The organism is Streptomyces sp. GbtcB7 (genome assembly GCF_019091445.1).
Classification (GTDB): domain Bacteria; phylum Actinomycetota; class Actinomycetes; order Streptomycetales; family Streptomycetaceae; genus Streptomyces; species Streptomyces mirabilis.
On sequence record NZ_JAGXJM010000014.1, the window covers coordinates 57925 to 80905 of the forward strand.

23 protein-coding genes are annotated in these 22981 nt (G+C 70.6%); 17 read left to right on the forward strand and 6 right to left on the reverse strand.

The window, feature by feature from the left end; genetic code table 11:
* The first annotated feature begins 256 nt into the window (after window positions 1-256).
* The gene (locus KVT44_RS23300; RefSeq protein WP_217568372.1) at window positions 257-1648 is read left to right on the forward strand and encodes a M1 family metallopeptidase; all 1392 of its coding nucleotides are present in this window, start codon (window positions 257-259) and stop codon (window positions 1646-1648) included.
* 47 nt (window positions 1649-1695) lie between these two features.
* Window positions 1696-2361 carry a trimeric intracellular cation channel family protein gene (locus KVT44_RS23305; RefSeq protein ID WP_082417539.1) on the forward strand — a complete coding sequence of 222 codons (666 nt, stop codon included), beginning with the start codon at window positions 1696-1698 and terminating at the stop codon, window positions 2359-2361.
* On the opposite strand, the gene KVT44_RS23310 is transcribed toward KVT44_RS23305, so the two are convergent.
* The gene (locus tag KVT44_RS23310) at window positions 2261-3490 is read right to left on the reverse strand and encodes an esterase family protein (RefSeq protein WP_099920542.1); all 1230 of its coding nucleotides are present in this window, start codon (window positions 3488-3490) and stop codon (window positions 2261-2263) included. The two genes, KVT44_RS23305 and KVT44_RS23310, sit on opposite strands and share 101 nt — an antisense overlap.
* A gap of 215 nt (window positions 3491-3705) precedes the next feature.
* On the opposite strand from KVT44_RS23310, the gene KVT44_RS23315 reads away from it, so the two are divergent.
* Entirely contained in the window at window positions 3706-4566 is an 861-nt protein-coding gene (locus KVT44_RS23315; protein WP_054234599.1) for a thioesterase family protein, read from the forward strand.
* Here KVT44_RS23315 and KVT44_RS23320 read toward each other — a convergent pair.
* Window positions 4559-5140 (reverse strand): TIGR03086 family metal-binding protein, encoded by a 582-nt coding sequence (locus KVT44_RS23320; RefSeq protein ID WP_190173239.1) that lies wholly within the window; start codon window positions 5138-5140, stop codon window positions 4559-4561. The genes KVT44_RS23315 and KVT44_RS23320 overlap by 8 nt on opposite strands.
* A gap of 203 nt (window positions 5141-5343) precedes the next feature.
* Here KVT44_RS23320 and KVT44_RS23325 point away from each other — a divergent pair, with 203 nt between their 5' ends.
* Both KVT44_RS23325 and KVT44_RS60075 read left to right on the forward strand, forming a co-directional pair.
* Window positions 5344-6327 carry a YafY family protein gene (locus KVT44_RS23325; RefSeq protein WP_190173240.1) on the forward strand — a complete coding sequence of 328 codons (984 nt, stop codon included), beginning with the start codon at window positions 5344-5346 and terminating at the stop codon, window positions 6325-6327.
* Window positions 6328-6452: 125 nt separating this feature from the next.
* On the forward strand, window positions 6453-6827 hold the full coding sequence (locus KVT44_RS60075) for a hypothetical protein (RefSeq protein ID WP_217568373.1): 375 nt from the start codon (window positions 6453-6455) through the stop codon (window positions 6825-6827).
* Between the two features lie 103 nt (window positions 6828-6930).
* Here the strand turns inward: KVT44_RS60075 and KVT44_RS23335 are convergent, their stop codons facing one another.
* Complete coding sequence (locus KVT44_RS23335) at window positions 6931-7557, reverse strand: TetR family transcriptional regulator (RefSeq protein ID WP_054234597.1); 627 nt, start codon at window positions 7555-7557, stop codon at window positions 6931-6933.
* 144 nt (window positions 7558-7701) lie between these two features.
* Here KVT44_RS23335 and KVT44_RS23340 point away from each other — a divergent pair, with 144 nt between their 5' ends.
* The 3 genes from KVT44_RS23340 to KVT44_RS23350 all read left to right on the forward strand — a co-directional run bounded on the left by KVT44_RS23340 (window position 7702) and on the right by KVT44_RS23350 (window position 9500).
* The gene (locus KVT44_RS23340; RefSeq protein ID WP_097286339.1) at window positions 7702-7869 is read left to right on the forward strand and encodes a hypothetical protein; all 168 of its coding nucleotides are present in this window, start codon (window positions 7702-7704) and stop codon (window positions 7867-7869) included.
* A gap of 22 nt (window positions 7870-7891) precedes the next feature.
* Window positions 7892-8221 carry a DUF4190 domain-containing protein gene (locus KVT44_RS58205; protein ID WP_254649762.1) on the forward strand — a complete coding sequence of 110 codons (330 nt, stop codon included), beginning with the start codon at window positions 7892-7894 and terminating at the stop codon, window positions 8219-8221.
* Window positions 8222-8330: 109 nt separating this feature from the next.
* Window positions 8331-9500 (forward strand): cysteine desulfurase family protein, encoded by a 1170-nt coding sequence (locus KVT44_RS23350; protein WP_217568374.1) that lies wholly within the window; start codon window positions 8331-8333, stop codon window positions 9498-9500.
* Window positions 9501-9537: 37 nt separating this feature from the next.
* Here the strand turns inward: KVT44_RS23350 and KVT44_RS23355 are convergent, their stop codons facing one another.
* Together KVT44_RS23355 and KVT44_RS23360 are read right to left on the reverse strand one after the other, a co-directional pair.
* Window positions 9538-11031: a multicopper oxidase family protein gene (locus KVT44_RS23355; protein WP_229889421.1), complete on the reverse strand. Its 1494-nt coding sequence runs from the start codon at window positions 11029-11031 to the stop codon at window positions 9538-9540.
* Window positions 11032-11292: 261 nt separating this feature from the next.
* Window positions 11293-12081, reverse strand: a complete 789-nt coding sequence (locus tag KVT44_RS23360; protein ID WP_254649763.1) for an N-acetylmuramoyl-L-alanine amidase — start codon at window positions 12079-12081, stop codon at window positions 11293-11295.
* A gap of 111 nt (window positions 12082-12192) precedes the next feature.
* Between KVT44_RS23360 and mnmA the strand changes: the two genes are divergently transcribed.
* Complete coding sequence (gene mnmA, locus KVT44_RS23365; protein ID WP_099920537.1) at window positions 12193-13320, forward strand: tRNA 2-thiouridine(34) synthase MnmA; 1128 nt, start codon at window positions 12193-12195, stop codon at window positions 13318-13320.
* An 89-nt stretch (window positions 13321-13409) separates the two neighbouring features.
* On the opposite strand, the gene KVT44_RS23370 is transcribed toward mnmA, so the two are convergent.
* Window positions 13410-13733 (reverse strand): DUF427 domain-containing protein, encoded by a 324-nt coding sequence (locus KVT44_RS23370; RefSeq protein ID WP_060901251.1) that lies wholly within the window; start codon window positions 13731-13733, stop codon window positions 13410-13412.
* Window positions 13734-13783: 50 nt separating this feature from the next.
* Here KVT44_RS23370 and KVT44_RS23375 point away from each other — a divergent pair, with 50 nt between their 5' ends.
* The 8 genes from KVT44_RS23375 to KVT44_RS23410 all read left to right on the forward strand — a co-directional run bounded on the left by KVT44_RS23375 (window position 13784) and on the right by KVT44_RS23410 (window position 22979).
* The gene (locus KVT44_RS23375; RefSeq protein WP_217568375.1) at window positions 13784-14323 is read left to right on the forward strand and encodes a TIGR00730 family Rossman fold protein; all 540 of its coding nucleotides are present in this window, start codon (window positions 13784-13786) and stop codon (window positions 14321-14323) included.
* 7 nt (window positions 14324-14330) lie between these two features.
* Window positions 14331-15029 (forward strand): SDR family oxidoreductase, encoded by a 699-nt coding sequence (locus KVT44_RS23380; RefSeq protein WP_075031589.1) that lies wholly within the window; start codon window positions 14331-14333, stop codon window positions 15027-15029.
* Window positions 15026-16021, forward strand: a complete 996-nt coding sequence (locus KVT44_RS23385; protein WP_217568376.1) for a methionine synthase — start codon at window positions 15026-15028, stop codon at window positions 16019-16021. Before KVT44_RS23380 ends, KVT44_RS23385 begins: the two co-directional genes overlap by 4 nt.
* 15 nt (window positions 16022-16036) lie before the next feature.
* Window positions 16037-18232, forward strand: a complete 2196-nt coding sequence (ligA, locus tag KVT44_RS23390; protein WP_217568377.1) for an NAD-dependent DNA ligase LigA — start codon at window positions 16037-16039, stop codon at window positions 18230-18232.
* Window positions 18233-18492: 260 nt separating this feature from the next.
* Window positions 18493-20739, forward strand: coding sequence for a bifunctional diguanylate cyclase/phosphodiesterase (locus KVT44_RS23395; protein ID WP_190173247.1), 2247 nt, complete (start codon window positions 18493-18495; stop codon window positions 20737-20739).
* Between the two features lie 193 nt (window positions 20740-20932).
* Complete coding sequence (gatC, locus tag KVT44_RS23400; protein ID WP_010984178.1) at window positions 20933-21229, forward strand: Asp-tRNA(Asn)/Glu-tRNA(Gln) amidotransferase subunit GatC; 297 nt, start codon at window positions 20933-20935, stop codon at window positions 21227-21229.
* A gap of 5 nt (window positions 21230-21234) precedes the next feature.
* The gene (gene gatA / locus KVT44_RS23405; RefSeq protein ID WP_099920531.1) at window positions 21235-22740 is read left to right on the forward strand and encodes an Asp-tRNA(Asn)/Glu-tRNA(Gln) amidotransferase subunit GatA; all 1506 of its coding nucleotides are present in this window, start codon (window positions 21235-21237) and stop codon (window positions 22738-22740) included.
* Window positions 22737-22979: a hypothetical protein gene (locus KVT44_RS23410; protein WP_054234587.1), complete on the forward strand. Its 243-nt coding sequence runs from the start codon at window positions 22737-22739 to the stop codon at window positions 22977-22979. The genes gatA and KVT44_RS23410 overlap by 4 nt, the downstream gene beginning before the upstream one ends.
* The last annotated feature ends 2 nt before the right edge of the window (window positions 22980-22981 follow it).

Below are 22981 nucleotides of genomic sequence, written 5' to 3' on the forward strand. Positions count from 1 at the left end.
ACATTCTGTGGAGTTGAGCAACAATTGAGCCTGCCGCTTCGGGCGGTAAAGACTCGGAAATGCCGGGGTCTTCGTGCGGTCAAATGGCGGACTGGTTCCGTCCGTTCGGGGAGACCGGAAGTCGATCGTCAGGAGTCAACTGACGGGTAGGCCATGACGATTGGGCAAAGTCATGAGCATGCCCGAATGGAAGAGTGCAGAGTCTCGCGTGTCCAACTGATCGGGAACGATCGGAACACGTACGAAAGGGACGCTCATGGCACTCTCCCGTTCGGCACGTTTAGGGGCCCTCGCGACCGCGGCGGCCTCCTTCCTCGTCATCGCCGCCTCCTCCGCCCCGACCTCGGGCGCCGACGGCATCGGCGACTCCTACTTCCCCCAGCTCGGCAACGGCGGCTTCGACGCCCGCCACTACGACCTGAACGTGGCGTACAACCCGGACACCGACCGCCTGGACGGCCGTACGACGCTCACGGCCCGCGCCACCCAGTCCCTCTCCTCCTTCGACCTCGATCTCCAGAGACTGGAGGTCACGCGCGTCGAAGTGAACGGCAGACGCGCCGACTTCACCCGCGACGGCGACGAGATCCACATCACCCCGCACGGGGCGATCGGCAAGGGCAGGACCTTCACCGTCACCGTCACCTACGGCGGCGTCCCCGAAGCCCTCAACGGTCCCATCGTCTTCGGCTCCGACTACGGGTGGATGAAGACCGCCGACGGCGTCTTCGTCGCCTGTGAGCCCAACGCAGCCTCCACGTGGTTCCCCTCCAGCGACCACCCCTCCGACAAGGCCACCTACGACATCCGGATCAAGGCACCCAAGGGCCTGACGGGCGTCTCCAACGGGCGGCTGATATCGACGTACGACAAGGGCGACAGCACGGTCGCGCACTGGCGCGAGAACAGGCCGATGGCGACCTACCTCGCGACCGCGACCATCGGGAAGTTCGACGTGAAGACGGGGACGACGCCGGCCGGGACGCCGATCTACGTGGCCATCGACCCGGTGCTCGCGGGCAGCAACAGCGTCGACGTGTACGCCGTGACGGCCGAGGCCACCGACTACTGGTCGCAGGTCTTCGGCCCTTACCCCTTCGAGGAGACCGGCGCGATCGTCGACGACATGCCGCAGGCGGGGTTCTCGCTGGAGGTGCAGTCGAAGCCCGCGTACTCCGCCGTGCGCTCGGAGTCGACCATCGTGCACGAGCTGGCCCACCAGTGGTTCGGCGACTCCGTGTCGGTGGAACGCTGGAAGGACATCTGGCTGAACGAGGGCTTCGCGACCTACGCCCAGTGGCTGTGGTCCGAGCACAAGGGGATCCGCTCGGCGCACGACTCCTTCCTCGCCGGGTACAACGCGCGGCCCGCGGACTCCACCTTCTGGGGGACCGTCGTCGCCGACCCGCAGCGCGACACCATGTTCGCCTCGGCGGTCTACCAGCGCGGCGCGATGACCCTCCAGATGCTGCGCGAACGCATCGGCGACACCGCGTTCTTCAAACTGCTGCCCGCCTGGACGAAGCTCCACCGGTACGGCAACGCCAACACGGCCGACTTCATCCGCCTCGCCGAGAAGGTCTCCGGACAACAGCTCGACGACCTTTTCCAGACCTGGCTGTTCACCACAGGGAAACCAACCCTGTAGGCCTTTCTTTGTAAGGTGTGAGCCCCGCGACAGGTGAGAATGTTCGGGTGCTTCAGGAACTGTTCACCCCCTCCGTCCAGCATGTGCTCGACCTCGTGGGGATCTTCGTCTTCGCGATCTCCGGCGCCCTGCTGGCCGTCCGCAAGAACTTCGACGTCTTCGGCATCGCCGTCCTCGCCGAGGTCACCGCACTGGGCGGAGGGCTGTTCCGCGACATGGTCATCGGGGCCGTACCCCCGGCCGCGTTCACCGACCTCGGCTACTTCAGCACCCCGCTGCTCGCCGCCCTGCTGGTGTTCTTCCTCCACCCGGAGGTGGAGCGCATCCAGGTCGCGGTCAACGTCTTCGACGCGGCCGGACTCGGCCTGTTCTGCGTCGCGGGCACCACGAAGGCGTACGAGTACGGCCTCGGCCTGACCCCGTCCGCCGCCCTGGGCCTGGCCACCGCGGTCGGCGGCGGTGTGCTGCGCGACGTCCTCGCCAACGAGGTGCCCTCACTGCTGCGCTGGGACCGCGATCTGTACGCGGTCCCGGCGATCGTCGGCGCCACGATGGTGGTCCTGTGCATCCGCTACGACGCGCTGTCCCCGTTCACCAGCGGGCTCGCGGCCGTCACCGCTTTCGTCCTGCGGTTGCTTGCGATGCGGTACCACTGGCGAGCGCCGCGTGCTTGGCACCGCCGGTCGACGGCGACGGAGTCGGAGACTCCTTAGCGTGCGCCCCCGGCCCGATCTGCAGGGTCAGCCAACGGAAGGTCTCCGGGATCTGCGGCCGCCACAGGGCCATGTTGTGGCCGCCCGCGCTCCGGGGCAGCAGCACCAGCTGCACGCTCGTCGGTGCCTTCGCGATCGACTGGAGCGCCGCGCCGGCCTCGTAGCCGTCGTGCGCCTCGCCGGAGATGTAGAGGGAGACGCGGGGCGGCGTGCGGTAGGACTTGAGCAGCAGGTAGGGGTTGTTCTCACGGCGCAGCGTCAGGCTCCGCGCCGCGAGCGAGTTGCGTTCGCCGATCGGGTCGTTGTACCCGGACATGCTCACCGCGGCCCGGTAGCGGTCGGGGTGGGCGACGGCGAGCTTGGCCGCGCAGTGCGCCCCGGCCGAGTAGCCGGCCACGCCCCAGCCGTCCGGCGCGGACTTCGCCCGGAAGTTGTCCACCACCATCTTCGGCACGTCGATGCTGAGCCAGGTGTCGGCGTTCACCTTGCCGGGCACGTTCGCGCAACCGGTGTCGGTCTTGGCCAGCAGATTCGTGCGCGGCGCCACCAGGATGAACGGCGCGACCTGCCCGTCGCGCATCAGCGGCAGCAACTGCTCATGCACCTTCAGCGAACCGAACCACGCCTTCGCCGAGCCCGGATAGCCGGGCAGCAGCTCCACCACGGGGAACTTCCGGTTGCGGTAGGCGGGCTCGTTGTACTGCGGCGGCAGCCAGACGTAGACCTCCGCGTCCACCCCCGACACCTGGCCGTGCAGCTGGGTGACCTTCACCCCGCCCGCCTGGGACATACCGGGGCCGTCGGCCGCCGAGAACGTCTGGCGGACCTTGGGGAGGCTGTGCAGCGAGATACCGCCGGTGCCGTCACGGCCGAGGTTGGCGGCCGCCCGCACGTGGTTGCCCGTGCCGAGCAGGTCGGACCAGTTGTCGTACAGGCTGTTGGCGTTGTTCACGAGCACGAAGACGAGGGTGATCGCGGTGCCCTGGGCGAACAGCAGCATCACCATCCGGGCCACGCTGCGCAGCACCTTGGGGCCGGGAATGCGCGACCACAGCACAAGGGGAAGGATCAGGGCGACCGCGACCAGGACGATGGCGGTGAGGAGGAACGGCGTTCCGGTGAGGCTCACGGTGTGTGCGGCTCTTCCTGTGACGGGCTGGATCAACGGTCTGCAGCTGCATCGGGTTCTATGTCCTTGGAGAGGGGGATCCGATGCCGTTGGTTCACGGAAGAGTTCGGACACTTACTAAGAAATTGCCGAAACCTCACTCCCGGGTGACGGGGTTCACATGCCCGAAACAGTAAAAGCTACCGCTTAGTAATCACCTGTTGTACCGTTCAGGCATGTCAGAAGCAGCTACCGCACAGGCCGCGCGCGCCGCGATCGGTGACAGCGAGTTCGACCGCGACACCGCGGTCACCCTGCGCGAACCCGGCGTCTACGACATCGACCTGTCCGCCGGATGGACCATCATCAGCGCCGTCAACGGCGGCTATCTGCTCGCCGTCCTGGGCCGCGCCCTCTCCGACGCCCTGCCGCACAGCGACCCGTTCACCGTCTCCGCCCACTATCTGACCGCGTCGCAACCCGGCCCGGCGGTGGTTCGAACGGACGTCGTCCGGACGGGGCGGACCCTGTCGACCGGTCAGGCCTCGCTCTTCCAGTACGACGACGAGGGCCGCGAGGTCGAACGGATTCGCGTACTCGCCTCGTACGGCGATCTCGACGCCCTGCCCGACGACGTCCGCACCACGGCGACACCTCCCGCGATCCCGCCCATGGAGCACTGCTTCGGGCCGGAGGACGGACCGGCGCCCGTCGACGGCAGCTCCGCCATCACCGAGCGGCTGATGCTCAAGCTCGACCCCGCGACCCTCGGCTGGGCCCTGGGGGCGCCGTCCGGGAAGGGCGAGATGCGCTCCTGGTTCGGGCTCGCCGACGGCCGTGACCCCGACCCCCTCTCGCTGCTCCTCGCGGTGGACGCGTTGCCGCCCACCGCCTTCGAGCTCGGCATCTCCGGCTGGGTACCGACGGTCGAACTGACGGTCCATGTGCGCTGCCGTCCGGCGCCGGGCCCGCTGCGGGTGTCGATCACCACCCGCAACCTCGCCGGCGGCTTCCTGGAGGAGGACGCCGAGGTGTGGGACAGCGCGGACCGGCTGGTCGCGCAGTCCCGACAGCTCGCCCGGGTCCGGCTCAGCTGAGCGGTCGCCGGCCGAGGTAGGCCGCGAGCCGTCCATGGGCGTCGGCCCCTTCGGGGGCCGGCACCGCTGAGTCGAACGGCAGTTCCTCGTCGTCGCGCCGCTCGTCCGGCAGCACGCGCCGGGCGATCCCGAGCGCGAACTCGGCCAGCTCCGGATCGAGTGCGAGCGGTCGGCCGAGGGACTCGGAGAGGTCCCACGTGTGGGTGACGGCCTCCATCACATAGCCCGACAGGGCGATACGTCCGGGCGCCTCGCCCCACGGCACGGTGACGAGGGCGTCCAGGCGCGCGTCGTCCGCCCAGGACTTCTGGACCTCCGTCCTGACCTCGTCGTACGCCGCGCTCCAGCGGTCGTCCTCGACGCCGTCGAGGAACGGTCGTACGGCCATTCCGTCGCCGCCCGCGCCGACCACGGCGATCCGGCGGGTACCGCCCGCGATGTGCGACAGCAGGGTCCGTACGTCGAACTCGGCGCACGGGGTGGGACCGGCGAGCTGCTCCGGGCGAACCGTCGCGACCAGAGCGGCGATCTGCTCGGTGGCGCGGGTGTAGAGGGGGCGGGGGTCGATGTTCATGGCGGACCTCTGTCGGCGTAGGTGTGGCGGTGGCGCGCATCAGGTAGCGCGTGTCGGCGTTGCGTTGGCGTGCCGTTGCGCCTCAGGTTCGCCGGATAACCTGACAGTTTCCGTCAGCATTTACGACGGGCTCCACGACGAGCTTCGGACGAGCGTCCGCGGGCATCGGCGGACGTGATCCGCGGTGCGCGATCCTGGTGCGTGTGAAGTCCGACCGCCTGCTCTCGATCCTTCTGCTGCTGCAGACCCGCGGCCGCGTCCCGGCACACGAACTCGCCGACCGGCTCGAGGTGTCGGTGCGCACCATCTACCGCGACATCGAGGCCCTTTCGGCCTCCGGCGTCCCGGTGTACGCCGAGCGCGGGCGGCACGGCGGCATCGAACTGCTCGCCGGATTCCGTACGGACGTCACGGGACTGACCGCCGACGAGTCCCGCGCGCTGTTCATCCTGGCCGCGCAGGGCGCGCACGCCGCGCTCGGCCTGGACGCGGCGCTCGGTTCCGCGCTGCGCAAGGTGATGGCCGCGCTGCCGGCGCCGCACCGTCCGGCCGCCGAGGTGACCAGCCGCCGGATCCTCGTCGACGCGACGCGCTGGAAGGGCGGCCCCCAGCGGGCCGTGGACCTGGAGGTGCTCCAGGACGCGGTCTTCGCCGACCGCAGGCTGCGGCTCAGCTACCGGCACGGCGGGCACACCGAGCCCAGCACCTACACCGTCGACCCGTACGGGCTCGTGTCCAAGGCGGGCGTCTGGTACCTCGTGGCCGACCGGCGCGGCCGGCCACGGCTGTTCCGGGCCGACCGGGTGCGCTCGGCGACACTCCTGGGCGATCCCGTGAAGCGGCGCCCGGGCGTCGAACTCGGTGACGTCTGGGAGGTGTTGCGGCGCCAGGTCGAGGAGCGGCCGGGCGGTCTCGATGTCACAGTTCGGGTACGGCGTTCCCGCCTCGACATGTTCCTCAGGCTCAACGCGGCCTCCCTCACGGCGCTTCCGGAGGACGACGGCGAGAGCGAGTGGGTCCTCGCGCACCTGTCGTACGCCGTCGTCCGCGAGGCCCGCACGCTGCTGGCCTTCGTGGACACGGTGGAGGTGCTGTCGCCGCCGGAGGCGCGGGCGGAACTGGCCGGGGCGGCGGCCGCGATCGGCGCGGTGTACGGCGGGGATCGCGCCCCGCACGAGGGAAGTTGACCCACAGGTAACCACAGGTTCGGCACAGCGCGGCCCTACGTGGATCTGGTCCTCTGGCCACCGCTCATCCCGCACTCATCCGGCCTTCATAAACCGGTCCACGTGACTTGACTGGGAGTTACCTCATGAACCGTCGTGCCCGACTCGTCCCCGCCGTCGCCCTGCTGGCGCTCTCGCCGTTGCTTGCGGCCTGCGGCTCGGGCGACTCGTCGTCCTCGAACAGCGGCAACTCGAGCCAGAACTGTCAGCGGCCCTCCGGAATGCCGAGCGGAGGCCCGTCGGGCATGCCGAGCGGCGGGCGCTCCGGGATGCCCACGGGCTCGCCCTCCGGGACGCCGTCGAACATGCCCACCGGCAAGATGCCCTCCGGCGGTCCCTCGGGCATGCCGTCCGGCGGTCCGGGTGGTGGCCAGGGCGGCGGTCAGGGCGGCTGCGGCGGCGGCCCGGGCGGCGGGGGGCAGCCGAGCGGGCAGCCCAGCGGGCAGGCGGCGCAGGGCTGAGCCCGTCCCGGTTCTCTCAGGGGTGGCGTACTCGAAACTCGGGTGCGTCACCTCGCCCTTTGGCGAACGGGTGCCGTCACCCCGCCCTTCGGGAACGGGCGCGTCATCCCAGCCAGTTGCGGCGGCCGATGGCGATCAGCCGCATCTGGCGGGTCGCGACACGGGCCACCCGCTCGCGCTCCTCCTCGGACGCCTCCAGTGCCTCCAGATAGAGCGAGGCCGTCATCAGCATCTGGTCGACGTACAGCCCCGCGAGCATCAGCAGGTCGTCGTCGCTCCACCCCTCCGACTCGGGGTGCTTGGCCAGCTCGACCTTCACCTCCTCGGCGAACCGCTCCAGTTGCTCCCTGATCGCCCGACGCACCCGCTGGACGCCGCCGTGCCGCTCGCGCGCGATGAAACGGACGTGCGCGGGATGGGATTCGACATGGTGGGCGATCAGGTCGACCGCGCGCTCGATGCGTCCGGCGCTGTCACCGGCCGCGGACACCGTGTCCCCGATCATCGGGTGCAGACTGCCGAGCGCCTCCTCGACCAGCGCCACGCCGAGGTCCTCCGTCGAGCGGAAGTGCCGGTAGAAGGCGGTCGGCGCGACTCCGACGGCGCGGGTGACCTCGCGCAGACCCAGGCTGCTCAGGCTCTGCTCCTCCAGCAGTTCCAACGCCGCGTCCAGGAGCGCCTGACGGGTCTTCTGCTTCTGGGCCTGCCGGATGCCGAGAGTGTGACTCATACCATGCAGTTAACAACTGTTCTCTGTAATTGAAAAGCCGGGCGACGCGATAGACTCTGGAGTCAGTGAACAAGTGTTACTACAACCGTTCACTGAGTCGTCAAGTCCCCGAAACAATCGGGGTTCACTGTCGAGAGGCACCTCATGCTGTTCCTCGTCGCCGCCCTCCTGCTGCTGGGTGTCGTGATGGGCTCCATAGCCCACGCCCCGCTGCCCGTCACCCTCGTCGCCGCGGTCGTCATCGGCGTCTGGCTGGCCGTCTTCGCGGTCCGCGAGCGCAACGCCCGCCGGCGCCACACCTCCACCAACTGATCGTTGGGAGCTGACTCACGTCATGGAACTCACCGAGCGAACCCACCTCGCCACCGCGACCAAGCCCGCCGCTACCCAGCCCACCGCGACCGCGCCCGGCGCGCCCACCCGCGCGACCGGCACCAAGGACGCCGACGGCATGGCCGTCGCCTCCTTCATCCTCGGCCTCCTCGGCCTGCTGGTCCTGAACGTCTTCCTGGGCCCGATCGCCATCGCCCTGGCCTCCGTCGCCCTCTGGCGCGGCACCGCCCGCCGTGGCCGCGCCTTCCTCGGCCTGGGCCTCGGCATCGCCGATCTGCTGGTGCTGGTGGCGTTCATGCAGTTCGACAGCACGGTGTCCTGGAACTTCTGAGCCGCCGCCGAGTGAGGCGTTCGATCCACGGCGGAACGAGGGGCGGACGGGCGGCTACCCGGACGGGGGCCGAGGCCGCGGACGGACGGCCCGTAGAATCGGGCCCATCATGGCTTACCTCGACCACGCCGCGACCACACCGATGCTCCCCGAGGCGGTAGAGGCGCTGACCGCCCAGCTGAGCATCACGGGCAACGCCTCCTCCCTCCACGCCGCCGGCCGCCGCGCCCGGCGGACGGTCGAGGAAGCCCGGGAAACCCTGGCGGAGGCCCTCGGCGCCCGCCCCAGCGAGGTCGTCTTCACCTCCGGCGGCACCGAGGCCGACAACCTCGCCGTGAAGGGCCTGTACTGGGCCCGCCGCGACGCCGACCCGGCCCGCACCCGGGTCCTCGCGAGCCCGGTCGAACACCACGCCGTCCTCGACGCCGTCCACTGGCTCGGCGAACACGAGGGCGCCACGGTCGAGTACCTGCCCGTCGACTCCTACGGCCGCGTCCACCCGGACGTCCTGCGCGGGGCCATCGCCCGAAACCCCGACGACGTCGCCCTCGTCACCGTCATGTGGGCCAACAACGAGATCGGCACGGTGATGGCGGTCCGCGAACTGGCCGACGTCACGGCCGAGTTCGGGATCCCGTTGCACGCCGACGCGGTCCAGGCCTTCGGCCAGGTGCCCGTCGACTTCACCGCCTCCGGCCTCGCCGCGATGACCGTCTCCGGCCACAAGATCGGCGGCCCGTACGGCATCGGCGCCCTGTTGCTGGGTCGCGAGTACACGCCCGTACCCGTGCTGCACGGCGGTGGCCAGGAGCGGCATGTGCGCTCCGGCACCCTCGACGTACCCGCCATCGCCTCGTTCGCGGTCGCCGGGCGGCTCGCCGCCGAGCAGCGCGAGTGGTTCGCCCGCGAGATCGGCGCCCTGCGCGACGACCTGGTCGACGCCGTACGCGCTGCCGTGCCCGACGCGATCCTCGGCGGTGACCCCGCGACCGGGGGCCGGCTGCCCGCCAACGCGCACTTCACGTTCCCGGGCTGCGAGGGCGACTCCCTGCTGCTTCTGCTGGACGCCCAGGGCATCGAGTGCTCCACGGGCTCCGCGTGCACGGCGGGCGTCGCCCAGCCCAGCCATGTCCTGCTGGCCACCGGCGCCGACCCCGACCTGGCCCGCGGCACTCTGCGCTTCTCCCTCGGCCACACCTCCACGGAGGCGGACGTCGAGGCGGTGGCCAAGGCGATCGGCCCGGCGGTGGAGCGGGCACGGACGGCAGGCCTGACCTGACACCACCGCGCTCGCTCACCTCGTACCGGCCGTCGTCCTAGCTGTCCGTCACCATGAGGGAGGCCATCATGCCCTCGTCCTCGTGTTGCAGCAGATGGCAGTGGAGCATGTACATATAGGTGTCGTCCGAGAAGTCGGTGAACTTCATCGCGATCTCGATGGAGCCGCCGCCGACCACCTCGAACGTGTCGTACCAGCCCAGCTGGACGCCCGTCGGATCCTCCCCGTTGATGGAGATCAGCTGGAACGGCACATCATGCAGATGGAACGAGTGTTCAAGCTGCGTGCTGTTCTTGACCGTCCACACCTCCTCGGCACCCAGGGTGGTGCTGATCATCGCCATCGAGGACATGCTCGTCCCGGCGGAGCCGTTGATCGTCATCGTTGTGCCGCTCTGGCCGAGCGTGATCGTCCGGGCGGTGAAGTCGCTGGTGTCGTAGCGGGTGATGGTGTTGAGGGTCGGCAGGGTCTCCGGAGTGTCCGAGGCGTCGGGGGTGACGGTCAGGAACTCGTACGTCCCGCTGCCGCCGCGCACCCAGCCCGTCGTCACCACGGCCTCCAACGTCACCGCGTCGCTGAGCTCCATGACGAACTCGGCCCGCGCGCCCGCCACCAGCCGGATCGATGCCACCTCCGTGGCCTCGGTCAGATAGCCCTGGTCGGTGGCGATCTGGGTGAGTGTCGCGCCGTCGCTGCGCTGGATGGTGATGATGTCGGACGGCGAGGCGTTGAGCAGCCGGAAGCGGGTGCGCTTCTTGGTGGCGGTGAAGGAGAGCGTGGTGTCGTCGACGTTCGTGCCGTTGCACAGCAGCGGGAAGCTGAGACCGTTGCTGAGGTAGCCGCTCAGGTTGTACTTGATGTCTCCCGCGCTGTCCGTGGCCAGACACTGCAGGATGATCGGGATGTCGTCGGTGCCGTAGGTGCTGGGCAGGGCCGCGGACGCGTCCGAGTCGTCCTCGACGATGATCATGCCCGCGAGGCCGTGGGTGGCCTGCTCCGCCGTGGTCCCCAGGGCGTGCGGGTGGTACCAGAGCGTCTTCGCCTCGTCCTTGACCGTGAAGGTGGGCGACCAGGTCTTCCCCGCGGCGAAGGCGTTCTGCGGGCCGCCGTCCATGCTGGGCGGGACGTGCGCGCCGTGGAAGTGGACGGTGGTGTCCTCGGTGAGGCTGTTGGTGATGTTCAGCAGGACGGTGTCGCCCGAGGTCCACTTCATGGTGGGGCCGAGGAACGACTGGTTGTAGCCCGCGGTCGTGCTGGTCACTCCGCTGAGCACCTCGCTGGTGCCGGTCTTCGCCTCCAGGGTGTACGTCGTGGTGCCGTCCGTGGTGGTCCCCTCCAGGAGGTCGGGGATGGTCAGCGTGGTGCCCGCGGCGTGCGCCTTGTTCTGCGTCGCGTTCGTCAGTAAGGCGATGGCCGTGCCGCCGGCGGTCACCGCCGCGATGCCCGCTCCGGCCATCCCGCCGAGGAACTTGCGGCGGTGCATGCCCTTGCCCGTGGTCTTGCCCGGGGTCTTGCCCGTGGTGTGAGTCATAGCGGTGGACTCTCGGCCTAAGGGCTATGTAAAGACTGGGCCGGAGTTAGGAGAACGCCGTCGTCGCTGTGAAATCCGATGACTTAAAGTCAGGATCAACTCCCCTGGAAACAGCGAGAGTTGACGTGTCGCTGGTCACATCGGCAGCACGGGACGCAATGGACAGCCCCGTCCCGCCGGTGCCTCACAGCATCACGATTAGGTGACTGGAGCCCTGTGCGCCGCTGTCTGTGAGCGCGCATCGAAAGCGCTCTCCGGCGGCTACGCCCCGGCTGTGCGCGTCGGCTCCGCCGCGGTGCGGGCCTGCCGTACCAGCCGTATGTACCGGTCCCAGTCCCAGTACCGCCCGGGGTCCGTGTGGTCCGTGCCCGGCACCTCGACGTGTCCGATGATGTGCGCACGGTCGACGGGAATGCCGTACCGCCCGCAGACCGCGGCCGTCAGCCGCGCCGAGGCCGCGTACATGGCGTCCGTGAACGACGAGGCGCGCTCCACGAAGCCCTCGTGCTCAATGCCGACGCTCCGCTCGTTGTACCCCCGGTTGCCCGCGTGGAAGGCCACGTCCAGCTCGCGGATCATCTGCGTGATGTGTCCGTCCTTGCGCACGATGTAGTGCGCGGCGGCGCCGTGTGCCGGGTCCTGGAAGACCTTCACCGCGCTTCGATAGCTGCCCTGGGTGACGTGGATGACGACCCGGTCTATCCCGTAGTCGTCGGGCCGGTCCGCCCGCCGCCAGTTCGCCGACGAGGCGGCCACCCACTGCGCACCCCGGAAGTCGACGGCTCCCGCCACCCGGGGCTTTTCGACGCCGGGCAGCCGCCACCACAGGTGGCCGAGCTCACCGCGTGCGAGCACCGCCGTGCCCACGGCGGCCGCGGCGCCACCGATCAGCAGCGTCCGCCGTCCGATCCGCCGGTCACGGTCCCGGCCGACGCGCTCCTCCTCGGCGCCGTCCGCGTGCCCGGCGCCCCCAGGGGCTTGTGGCGCTCCCGTGGTCCTCGCGGTCCCCGTGGCTCCGGTGGTTCCCGTGTTCTCCGCACCCTCACCCATCGCGTCCGCCCCCCGTCCTCCGTACCCGCCCGTCCGTCAGCGGTCCCCGTTGCGATCATCAACGGATACCCGCGGGCTTCGGTTCCCGCGGCCCCGTACTCTGGAGGGGCTATGACTGAGACCTCGCAGCGCCCCCGCCCCCTCCGCGTCCTCGCCGCCATGTCCGGCGGCGTGGACTCCGCCGTCGCCGCCGCCCGCGCGGCGGAAGCCGGTCACGACGTCACAGGCGTGCACCTCGCGCTCTCCGCCAACCCCCAATCGTTCCGCACGGGCGCGCGAGGCTGTTGCACCATCGAGGACTCGCGCGACGCCCGCCGCGCCGCGGACGTCATCGGCATCCCGTTCTACGTGTGGGACCTCGCCGAGCGCTTCCGCGAGGACGTGGTCGAGGACTTCATCGCCGAGTACGAGGCCGGGCGCACCCCCAACCCGTGCCTGCGCTGCAACGAGAAGATCAAGTTCGCCGCCCTGCTCGACAAGGCGCTCGCCCTCGGCTTCGACGCGGTGTGCACGGGCCACTACGCCCAGGTGATCGTGAACGAGGACGGCACGCGCGAGCTGCACCGAGCCTCGGACATGGCCAAGGACCAGTCGTACGTCCTCGGTGTCCTCGACGACCGCCAGCTCGCCCACGCGCTGTTCCCGCTGGGTGACACGGTGACGACGAAGGACGAGATCCGCGCGGAGGCGGAGCGCCGAGGCCTGGCCGTCGCCAAGAAGCCCGACTCGCACGACATCTGCTTCATCGCCGACGGCGACACCCAGGGCTTCCTGGCGAACCGCCTGGGCAAGGCGGAGGGCGACATCGTCGACGAGTCCGGGTCGGTCATCGGCTCCCACGAGGGCGCGTTCGGCTTCACGATCGGGCAGCGCAAGGGGCTGCGCATCGGCACCCCGGCCGCGGACGGCAAGCCGCGCTACGTCCTGGACATCTCGCCGGTGAACAACACGGTGACGGTGGGTCCGGCGGCATCCCTCGATGTCAGCGGGCTGACCGCGATCAAGCCCCGCTGGTGCGGCGCCGCCCCCACCGGCCCTGGCACCTACACCGCCCAACTCCGCGCCCACGGCGGCGAGACGGAGGTCGCGGCCGAGCTGGTCGACGGCGGACTCGAGGTCACGTTCACCGAGCCGGTCCGCGGCGTCGCCCCCGGCCAGGCGATCGTCCTGTACGACGGCACGCGCGTGGTGGGCTCGGCGACGATCGCGACGACCACGCGCGCGACAGCGAGCGTCTAGGGCCTCTCCGGGCCCTTCGTGGACGCCGACCCCGCTGACCACCGAAGCGGCCCGGGAACACCCGGGCCGTCGGCGTGGCGCCGGTGCGGTTACGCCACTTCGACTTCGTAGAAGCAGAAGTGGTCCTTGATCCGGGCGACGTCCGGCTTGGGGTCGGGGTAGGACCAGACGAGGTCGGGGGCGTCGGGCAGGGACCAGTAGGACGCGTCGCCCTTGAAGGGGCAGTGCGTGTGGGTGTCGGAGGTCGTCAGCAGGTCGAGGCGGACGTCCTCGGCCGGTAGGTAGTAGCGCACGGGACAGCCGGTCTCGCGCAGCACCAGGGGCCGGTCGCTCTCCGCCAGCACCTGGTCGCCGTGCACGACGCGTACCCGCTCCGTGCCCTGTTCGATGGTGATCGTGTGTCCATTGGCCATACCTGTACAGCGCGCGTGGGACCCGGGTTCTTCCCTCGTACCGTAGGCGCATGAATATCTGCGTCTTCCTCTCCGCCGCCGACCTCGACGACCGCTACACCCGTCCCGCCCGGGAGTTCGCCGAACTCCTCGGCAAGGGCGGCCACTCGCTGGTGTGGGGCGGCTCCGACGTCGGGCTGATGAAGGTGGTCGCCGACGGGGTGCAGGAGGCGGGCGGACGGCTGCTGGGCGTCTCCGTGGACTTCCTGGCGGCCACGGCGCGGGCGGGGGCCGACGAGATGGTGATCGCCCGGGACCTCGCCGAGCGTAAGGCGCTGCTCCTGGCCAAGGCCGACGCCGTCGTGATCATGGTGGGCGGCACCGGGACCCTCGACGAGGCGACCGAGATCCTGGAGCTGAAGAAGCACGGGAAGACCGAGAAGCCGGTCGTCCTGCTCAACACGGCGGGCTTCTACGACGGCCTGAAGGAGCAGTTCCGCCGCATGGACGCCGAGGGCTTCCTGCCGTGCCCGCTCACCGACCTGGTGTTCTTCGCCGAGGAGCCGGTGGGCGCGCTGGCCTACCTGGAGGAGAGCGTGGGCACCCGGTGATGCGAGCATGGCGTCCATGGCTACACATGTGATCACCGGGGCGGGCTCCGGCATCGGCGCGGCCGTCGCCCGCCGTCTGCACGCGCGCGGGGACGACCTCGTGCTCCACGCGCGCGACGCGGGCCGCGCGAAGGAACTGGCGGCCGAGTTCCCCGGGGCCCGGACCCTGGTCGGCGACCTGGCGGACCCGGACAAGCTCTCCTGGGCGTTCTCGCACCAGTCCCTGCCCGAGCGCGTCGACTCGCTCCTGCATATCGCGGGCGTGGTCGACCTCGGCCCCGTCGGGGAGCTGACCCCCAAGTCCTGGCGTCACCAGCTCAACGTCAACCTGATCGCCCCCGCCGAGCTGACCCGCCACTTCCTGCCGCAACTCCGCGTCGCCCAGGGCCACGTCGTGTTCGTGAACTCCGGCGCCGGCCTCGCCGCGCACGCGGACTGGTCCGCGTACGCCGCCTCCAAGCACGGCCTGAAGGCCCTCGCGGACTCCCTGCGCCACGAGGAGCACGCGAACGGCGTCCGGGTGACCTCCGTCTACCCCGGCCGGACGGCGAGCCCCATGCAGGCGAAGGTCCACCGGCAGGAGGGCAAGGAGTACGACGCCTCGAAGTGGATCGACCCGGAGTCCGTCGCGGCGACGATCCTGATGGCCGTCGACCTGCCGCGCGACGCGGAGGTCAACGACCTGACCGTGCGGCCGGGACGATGAGCTTCACCTGGGGCCCCGCCACCGGGGTCGGATCCATGCCCGGCGACGACGCCCGCGAGGCCGCCAAGACCGTGACCGGGTCCTTCGATGACTTCCCGTTCCTGCCCGAACTGCCCGCGCGGGGGCCCGGCGCGGACATGATCGGACGGACCGCCGGGATGCTGGTCGAGCTCTACGCGCGCGTGGAGCCCAGCGGCTGGCGGATCGGGGACCGGCCGGGGCGCGACACCAAGCGGGCCAGGTCCTGGCTCGGCGAGGACCTCGACGCGCTGGAGGAGTTCACCCAGGGCTACGAGGGGCCGCTCAAGGTGCAGGCCGTGGGCCCCTGGACGCTGGCCGCCGCACTGGAGCTGCGGGGCGGCGAGGCTGCGCTCTCCGACCTCGGCGCCTGCCGGGACCTCGCCGGATCGCTCGCCGAGGGGCTGCGCACGCACCTCGACGAGGTCCGGCGGCGGGTGCCCGGCGCCCAGATCGTGCTGCAGCTCGACGAGCCCTCGCTCATCGCGGTGCTGCGCGGCCACGTGAAGTCCGCCAGCGGCTACCGCACCCACCGCGCCGTCGACCGGCAACGGGTGGAGGCGACGCTGCGGGACGTCGTCGGGGTGCACACCGACGGCCCGGTCGTGGTGCACTCGTGCGCACCCGACGTACCGTTCGCGCTGCTGCGCAGGGCGGGGGCCGCGGCCATCTCGTTCGACTTCTCGTTGCTCACCGAGCGTGACGACGATGCCATCGGCGAGGCGGTGGAGGGTGGCACCCGGCTGTTCGCCGGTGTCGTGCCGGGCACGGACGGACCATTGTCAGACCCTGCCGGTAGCGTCATGGGTGTCAGGACGCTGTGGCGCAGGCTGGGGCTGCATCCGGGTCTTCTCGCGGAGGCGGTCACGGTCACCCCGTCGTGCGGACTCGCGGGCGCTTCCCCGGAGTACGCGCGCCGGGCACTCGCCCACTGCGCCCGGGCGGCGAGATCCCTCGCGGACAACCCAGAGTAACGGGAGGACAACACGGTGGCCGGCGACAAGGACGCACAGCCCAATTCCCTGCCCGCCGAGGCACGGGAGCAGCACGCGCAGCTCGCTGAGCAGATCGAGGAGCACCGCTTCCGGTACTACGTGAAGGACCAGCCGGTCGTCAGCGACGCGGAGTTCGACCAGTTGCTGCGCTCGCTGGAGGCCCTGGAGGAGCGGTACCCCGAGCTGCGCACCCCCGACTCCCCGACCCAGAAGGTCGCGGGCGCGTACGCGACCGAGTTCACCTCCGTCCAGCACCGTTCGCGCATGCTCTCGCTGGACAACGCCTTCAGCGACCTGGAGCTGGCGGCCTGGGCCGAGCGCGTCGCCAAGGACGTGGGCACCTCGGACCACCACTTCCTGTGCGAGCTGAAGGTCGACGGCCTCGCGGTCAACCTGACCTACGAGCACGGCCGCCTCACCCGCGCCGCGACCCGCGGCGACGGCCGCACGGGCGAGGACATCACGCCCAATGTGCGCACCATCGCGGAGGTCCCGGACCGCCTCAAGGGCGACCACGTCCCGGACCTGGTGGAGATCCGCGGCGAGGTCTACTTCCCGATGGAGAAGTTCGAGGAGCTCAACGCCCGCCTGGTGGAGGCCGGCGACAAGCCCTTCGCCAACCCGCGCAACGCGGCGGCGGGTTCGCTGCGTCAGAAGGACCCCCGTGTCACCGCGAGCCGCCCGCTGCACATGGTGGTCCACGGAATCGGCGCCCTGGAGGGCTTCGAGGGCCTCACCCGCCTCTCCGAGGCGTACGCGCTGCTGCACTCCTGGGGTCTGCCGACCACGCGGTACGCGAAGGTGGTCGACGACCTCGACGGCGTACGGGAGTTCATCGCGTACTACGGCGAGAACCGGCACTCCGTGGAGCACGAGATCGACGGAGTCGTCGTCAAGCTCGACGAGATCCCGTTGCAGGGCCGCCTCGGCTCCACCTCGCGCGCGCCGCGCTGGGCCATCGCCTGGAAGTACGCGCCCGAGGAGGTCAACACCAAGCTCGTCAACATCCGGGTCGGCGTCGGCCGCACGGGCCGCGTCACGCCGTACGCGCAGGTCGAGCCGGTCACGGTGGCCGGCTCGGAGGTCGAGTTCGCCACCCTGCACAACCAGGACGTGGTGAAGGCCAAGGGCGTCCTCATCGGGGACACCGTGGTGCTGCGCAAAGCCGGTGACGTCATCCCCGAGATCCTCGGCCCGGTCGTCGACCTGCGGGACGGCACTGAGCGCGAGTTCGTGATGCCCGCCGAGTGCCCCGAGTGCGGTACGGCGCTGCGGCCGATGAAGGAGGCCGACGTCGACCTGCGCTGCCCGAACGCACGCTCGTGCCCGGCCCAGTTGCGTGAGCGGCTCTTCTACCTCGCGGGCCGCAAGGCACTCGACATCGAGCAGTTCGGGTACGTGGCGGCGGCGGCCCTCACCAAGCCGCTGGAGCCGGCGGAGCCGCCGCTGGCCGACGAGGGCGACCTCTTCGACCTCACCATCGAGCGGCTGCTGCCCATCAAGGCGTACGTCCTCGACCAGGACAGCGGCCTGCCCAAGCGTGACCCGAAGACCGGCGAGGAGAAGATCGCCACGGTCTTCGCCAACCAGCAGGGCGAGCCCAAGAAGAACGCGATCGCGATGCTGGACAACATCGCGGCGGCCAAGGAGCGCCCGCTCTCCCGGATCCTGACCGGCCTGTCGATCCGTCATGTCGGGCCGGTCGCGGCGGAGGCGCTGGCGCGGGAGTTCCGCTCCATCGACCGCATCGAGCAGGCCACCGAGGAGGAGCTCGCCACCACCGAGGGAGTCGGCCCGATCATCGCCGCCTCGCTCAAGGAGTGGTTCGCGGAGGACTGGCACCGCGAGATCCTCCGCAAGTGGCGGGCGGCGGGCGTCCGTATGGAGGACGAGGGTTCCGGCGAGGACGAGGGCCCGCGGCCGCTCGAAGGACTCACCGTCGTCGTCACCGGCACGCTCGAACACCACACGCGGGACGGCGCTAAGGAGGCCCTTCAGAGCCGGGGAGCGAAGGTGACCGGTTCGGTCTCGAAGAAGACGTCTTTCGTGGTGGTGGGCGACAATCCAGGATCCAAGTACGACAAGGCGATGCAGCTGAAGGTGCCGGTTCTGAACGAGGACGGCTTCGCCGTTCTGCTCGAACAGGGACCGGAGGCCGCCGCGGAAGTGGCCCTCCCGACCGAGGAGTAGCGGTTGAAGGCCACCCGTTCGGTGCATATCAGATGCATACGGGTGGCCGGGTCGCATTCGGGCAACCGTCGTCGACCGCTGCCCGTAGAAGCCTTCTGCGGCCTACTGTTGAGGTGTGCGCCTGCCGTGCCCAGCTGCGGTTGGGGCATCCCCTGCTCCGCAAGAGTCTGGGGAAGGGTTTTCAGACGCGGTGCCGTTGGCGGTTGTCGCCGGCAACGGACCGCGTGGCGTGGGCACCGCCGGCTGTGAGAGGGACGGGAATGGAACCGACCGAGAGCGCCGCCCCGGACTCACGGCTGCGCCTGCGCCGGATGACCGGCGCGTGGATGGCCGGCCTCCGGACGGGGCGTTCGTCGGAGCGCCCCGGCACGGGCGGGCAGGGCTCCGCACCACCCCTCACCGTAGCCGCCCCCGCCCCGGGTGCCGGCAGGCTCGCCGCAGGGCGTGGCGGAGGACTGTCCGGTCACGAACCCGAACGGCACATCTCCTGGCCCACGCTGCCCGCCGCGGTCGTCGGGGTGGCCGCGTTCGTCCTCGGCGGCGGCTTCTACCGGGCGTTCGGCGGCCACCACGCCCTCTTCCCGTCCGGCGCGGTCGGCTGGTCGCTGGCGGTACTGACCGGCATCATCGTCGGCCATCTGGTCGCCCTCGGCCGCGCCCGCTGGTGGGGGGGCACGGGCTCCGGCGCCGCGCTCACCCTCGCGGTCCTGCTGCTGTACGGCTGGGTGGCCGCCGGGATGGTCAGTCTGACCGTCGTCGTGCTGGTCGGCGGCGCGCGCCGAGGCCGCTGGCGCCAGGGGGTGTTGCACGGCGCGGTCGACATCCTCGGCATCGGCGCCGGAGCGCTGGTCCTCGCCATGTTCGGGCGGGTGCCGTCCGTGGAGGCGCCCTGGAACCCGGAGAGCTGGAACTTCTACGCCGCACCCGAGGTGGTGCTGGTCGCGACCGCCTATCTCGCGGTCACCCGCGTCCTGCTCTGGTACCTGCACGCGCCGGGCACCGGCGGACTGCCGACCGCCACCCGCACGGCGCTGGTCAGGCAGGGCCTGGTCGCCGTCGCGCTGCTCGGTATCGCGCCGCTGATCTGCGTGGTCGCGATCGCCCAGCCGATGCTGCTGCCACTGTTCTCGATCCCTCTCATCGCACTCGACTCCACCTTGTGGATCGCCCGCGTCCGGGCCGAGGAGCAACTGCGCGACCCGCTGACCGGGCTGCCCAACCGCCAGTGGCTGCTCGAACGGACCTGGACGGCTCTGGACGATGCCGAGCGCATCGGCGCGCGTTCCGCCCTGATGTTGATCGACCTCGACCGCTTCCGTTCCGTGAATGACACGTTGGGGCACCTCGCCGGTGACCGGCTGCTCCTTCAGATAGCCGACCGGCTGCGGCTGGCGCTGCCGCGCGGGGCGGAGGCCGCGCGGCTCGGCGGGGACGAGTTCGCCGTGTTACTCCCCGTCGCCGACTCCACCACGTCGGCCACGCGGGTCGCCCGCAATCTCGTCGCCGCCCTCGGCTCGCCGCTCGACCTCGACGGACTCACCCTCGTCCTGGAGGCCAGCGCCGGGCTCGCCGTCTTCCCCGACCACGCGCTGGACGCGGAGGGGCTGCTGCGGCGGGCGGACGTGGCGATGTACCAGGCCAAGCGGGACCGTACGGGGGTGGAGGTCTACGAGTCCAAGCGGGACTCGAACACACCGGACCGGCTCGGTCTGCTGGGGGATCTGCGCCGGGCGCTGGACGCCGGTGACGTCGAACTGCACTACCAGCCCAAGGTCCGCTTCGACGGACAGGTGGCCGGGCTCGAGGCGCTGGTCCGCTGGGTGCATCCCGAGCGGGGGAAGGTGCCGCCGGACGAGTTCATCGCGATCGCCGAGTCGTCCGGACTGATGCCGCACCTCACCGAGTACGTGCTGGAGACGGCGCTCGCGCAGGTCGCGCGGTGGCGGGCGCAGGGACTGCACGTACCGGTCGCGGTGAACGTGTCCCCGCGGGACGTCCACACCCCCGGTTTCGCGGGTTCGGTCGCCGCGCGGCTCGCCCGGCACGGGGTCCCGGCGGGGTCGTTGCAGCTGGAGATAACGGAGCATGTGCTCCTCGAGGACCCGCAGCGGGCCGCGGACACGCTGGCCGGGCTGACCGGGCACGGCGTGAAGATGTCGCTGGACGACTTCGGTACGGGGTACTCCTCGCTGGTGCATCTGCGGCGGCTGCCGGTGAGCGAGCTGAAGATCGACCGGTCCTTCGTCGCGCGGCTCGCCGTGGACAACGAGGACGCGGAGATCGTGCGCTGCACCGTCGATCTCGCGCATTCGCTGGGGCTGCTCGTCGTGGCGGAGGGTGTCGAGGACGACGAGACGTGGGAGCGGCTGCGGGATCTCGGGTGTGACGCGGTGCAGGGGTGGCTGGTCGCGGCGGCGATGCCTCCGGAGGAGGCGACGGCGTGGCTGCTGGCGCGGGGGTCGCGCGGCTGGCAGCGGCCGCGTGCCGCGCTGCCGGCCGCCGAGTAGTTCCGGCGGTTCGTGGGGCTTCATCGCCGTCGGCGTCTGTTTGTCCGTTGTGGCTGGTCGGGCAGTTCCCCGCGCCCCGGACGGGGCGCTGCGGTCCCGTCCGCCAGGGGCAGAGGCAAACCCGGGCGCGGGCATCGGCCCCGGACCCATAGGATTGGGCCAAACCACACACTCTCACCCAGAGGATCGCTGCATGCCTGGCATCACGCGCGAGGAGGTCGCCCACCTCGCACGGCTGGCGCGTCTGGAGCTGAAGGCCGAAGAACTCGACCACTTCGCCGGCCAGCTCGACGACATCATCGGCGCGGTCGCCCGCGTCAGCGAGGTCGCCGACCAAGACGTACCGCCGACCTCTCACCCGCTGCCGCTGACGAACGTCATGCGCGCGGACGAGGTCCGTCCGTCGCTCACCCCCGAGCAGGCGCTCTCCGGCGCCCCGGCCCAGGAGCAGCAGCGTTTCAAGGTGCCGCAGATCCTGGGGGAGGACTAATCACCATGACGGACACCAACGTCAACATCATCAAGCTGACGGCGGCCGAGATCGCCGCGAAGATCGCCGCGGGCGAGCTCACGGCCGTCGCGGTCACCGAGGCGCACCTCGCCCGGATCGAGGCCGTCGACGAGAAGGTGCACGCCTTCCTGCACGTCGACCGCGAGGGCGCCCTCGCGCAGGCCCGCGCCGTCGACGCCAAGCGGGAGCGGGGCGAGAAGCTCGGCCCCCTGGCCGGTGTGCCGCTCGCGCTCAAGGACATCTTCACCACCGAGGGCATCCCGACGACCGTCGGTTCGAAGATCCTCGAGGGCTGGATCCCGCCGTACGACGCGACCCTCACCAAGAAGCTGAAGGCCGCCGACGTCGTCATCCTCGGCAAGACCAACATGGACGAGTTCGCCATGGGGTCCTCCACCGAGAACAGCGCGTACGGCCCCACCGGCAACCCCTGGGACCTCACCCGTATCCCCGGCGGCTCCGGCGGCGGGTCGAGCGCCGCGCTCGCCTCGTTCGAGGCGCCCCTCGCCATCGGCACGGACACGGGCGGCTCCATCCGCCAGCCCGCCGCCGTCACCGGCACGGTCGGTGTCAAGCCGACGTACGGCGGGGTGTCGCGGTACGGCATGGTCGCGTTCTCCTCCTCCCTCGACCAGGGCGGCCCCTGCGCCCGTACGGTCCTGGACGCCGCGCTGCTGCACGAGGTCATCGCGGGCCACGACCCGCTCGACTCCACCTCCATCGACGCCCCGGTCCCGCCGGTCGTCGAGGCGGCCCGCAACGGCTCCGTCGCCGGCATGCGCGTCGGTGTCGTCAAGCAGTTCCGCGGCGAGGGCTACCAGGCCGGTGTCGTGCAGCGCTTCGACGAGGCCGTCGTCCTGCTCAAGGAGCTCGGCGCCGAGATCGTCGAGCTGGACTGCCCGTCCTTCGACCTGGCGCTGGCGGCGTACTACCTCATCGCCCCGTCCGAGTGCTCGTCGAACCTCGCCCGCTTCGACGCCATGCGCTACGGCCTCAGGGTCGGCGACGACGGCACGAAGTCGGCCGAGGAGGTCACCTCTCTCACCCGTGAGGCGGGCTTCGGCCCCGAGGTCAAGCGCCGCATCATGCTCGGCACGTACGCGCTCAGCTCCGGCTACTACGACGCGTACTACGGCAGCGCCCAGAAGGTCCGTACGCTCATCACGCGCGACTTCGAGAAGTCGTTCGAGAAGGTCGACGTCATCGTCTCCCCGACGACGCCCACCACCGCCTTCCCGATCGGCGAGCGCGCCGACGACCCGATGGCGATGTACCTCGCGGACCTGTGCACCATCCCGACCAACCTGGCGGGCAACGCCGCCATGTCGCTGCCCTGCGGTCTCGCCCCGGAGGACAACCTCCCGGTCGGTCTGCAGATCATCGCCCCCGCGATGAAGGACGACCGGCTGTACAAGGTCGGCGCCGCCGTCGAGGCAGCCTTCGTGGAAAAGTGGGGCCACCCGCTGCTCGAGGAGGCTCCGTCGTTGTGAGTAAGGCTCTGACCAAGGCCAAGGGCTTCAAGAAGTCCAAGTCCGGCACGTACCTGTCCATCGCGAGCACCGCGTTCGGTGCGATCGGCGTCGCCAAGCAGGCCAAGAAGGCCCGTACGGAGCACGACACGCTGCGCCTCATCGACGCGGCCGTGTCCGCCGCCGCCATCGTCACCGGCCTCGCCATCCTCTACCGGGAGCTCAGGCGCCTGGGCGACGACGACGTCCTGCTGGGCTGAGA

Excerpts from the sequence above, each read along its gene's own strand:
- KVT44_RS23300 (WP_217568372.1), top strand. The coding sequence starts at position 257 with ATGGCACTCTCCCGTTCGGCACGTTTAGGGGCCCTCGCGACCGCGGCG.
- KVT44_RS23315 (WP_054234599.1), top strand. The coding sequence starts at position 3,706 with ATGTCAGAAGCAGCTACCGCACAGGCCGCGCGCGCCGCGATCGGTGAC.
- KVT44_RS23320 (WP_190173239.1), bottom strand. The coding sequence starts at position 5,140 with ATGAACATCGACCCCCGCCCCCTCTACACCCGCGCCACCGAGCAGATC.
- KVT44_RS60075 (WP_217568373.1), top strand. The coding sequence starts at position 6,453 with ATGAACCGTCGTGCCCGACTCGTCCCCGCCGTCGCCCTGCTGGCGCTC.
- KVT44_RS23335 (WP_054234597.1), bottom strand. The coding sequence starts at position 7,557 with ATGAGTCACACTCTCGGCATCCGGCAGGCCCAGAAGCAGAAGACCCGT.
- KVT44_RS23340 (WP_097286339.1), top strand. The coding sequence starts at position 7,702 with ATGCTGTTCCTCGTCGCCGCCCTCCTGCTGCTGGGTGTCGTGATGGGC.
- KVT44_RS58205 (WP_254649762.1), top strand. The coding sequence starts at position 7,892 with ATGGAACTCACCGAGCGAACCCACCTCGCCACCGCGACCAAGCCCGCC.
- KVT44_RS23350 (WP_217568374.1), top strand. The coding sequence starts at position 8,331 with ATGGCTTACCTCGACCACGCCGCGACCACACCGATGCTCCCCGAGGCG.
- KVT44_RS23355 (WP_229889421.1), bottom strand. The coding sequence starts at position 11,031 with ATGACTCACACCACGGGCAAGACCCCGGGCAAGACCACGGGCAAGGGC.
- KVT44_RS23360 (WP_254649763.1), bottom strand. The coding sequence starts at position 12,081 with ATGGGTGAGGGTGCGGAGAACACGGGAACCACCGGAGCCACGGGGACC.
- mnmA (WP_099920537.1), top strand. The coding sequence starts at position 12,193 with ATGACTGAGACCTCGCAGCGCCCCCGCCCCCTCCGCGTCCTCGCCGCC.
- KVT44_RS23370 (WP_060901251.1), bottom strand. The coding sequence starts at position 13,733 with ATGGCCAATGGACACACGATCACCATCGAACAGGGCACGGAGCGGGTA.
- KVT44_RS23375 (WP_217568375.1), top strand. The coding sequence starts at position 13,784 with ATGAATATCTGCGTCTTCCTCTCCGCCGCCGACCTCGACGACCGCTAC.
- KVT44_RS23380 (WP_075031589.1), top strand. The coding sequence starts at position 14,331 with ATGGCGTCCATGGCTACACATGTGATCACCGGGGCGGGCTCCGGCATC.
- KVT44_RS23385 (WP_217568376.1), top strand. The coding sequence starts at position 15,026 with ATGAGCTTCACCTGGGGCCCCGCCACCGGGGTCGGATCCATGCCCGGC.
- KVT44_RS23395 (WP_190173247.1), top strand. The coding sequence starts at position 18,493 with ATGGAACCGACCGAGAGCGCCGCCCCGGACTCACGGCTGCGCCTGCGC.
- gatC (WP_010984178.1), top strand. The coding sequence starts at position 20,933 with ATGCCTGGCATCACGCGCGAGGAGGTCGCCCACCTCGCACGGCTGGCG.
- gatA (WP_099920531.1), top strand. The coding sequence starts at position 21,235 with ATGACGGACACCAACGTCAACATCATCAAGCTGACGGCGGCCGAGATC.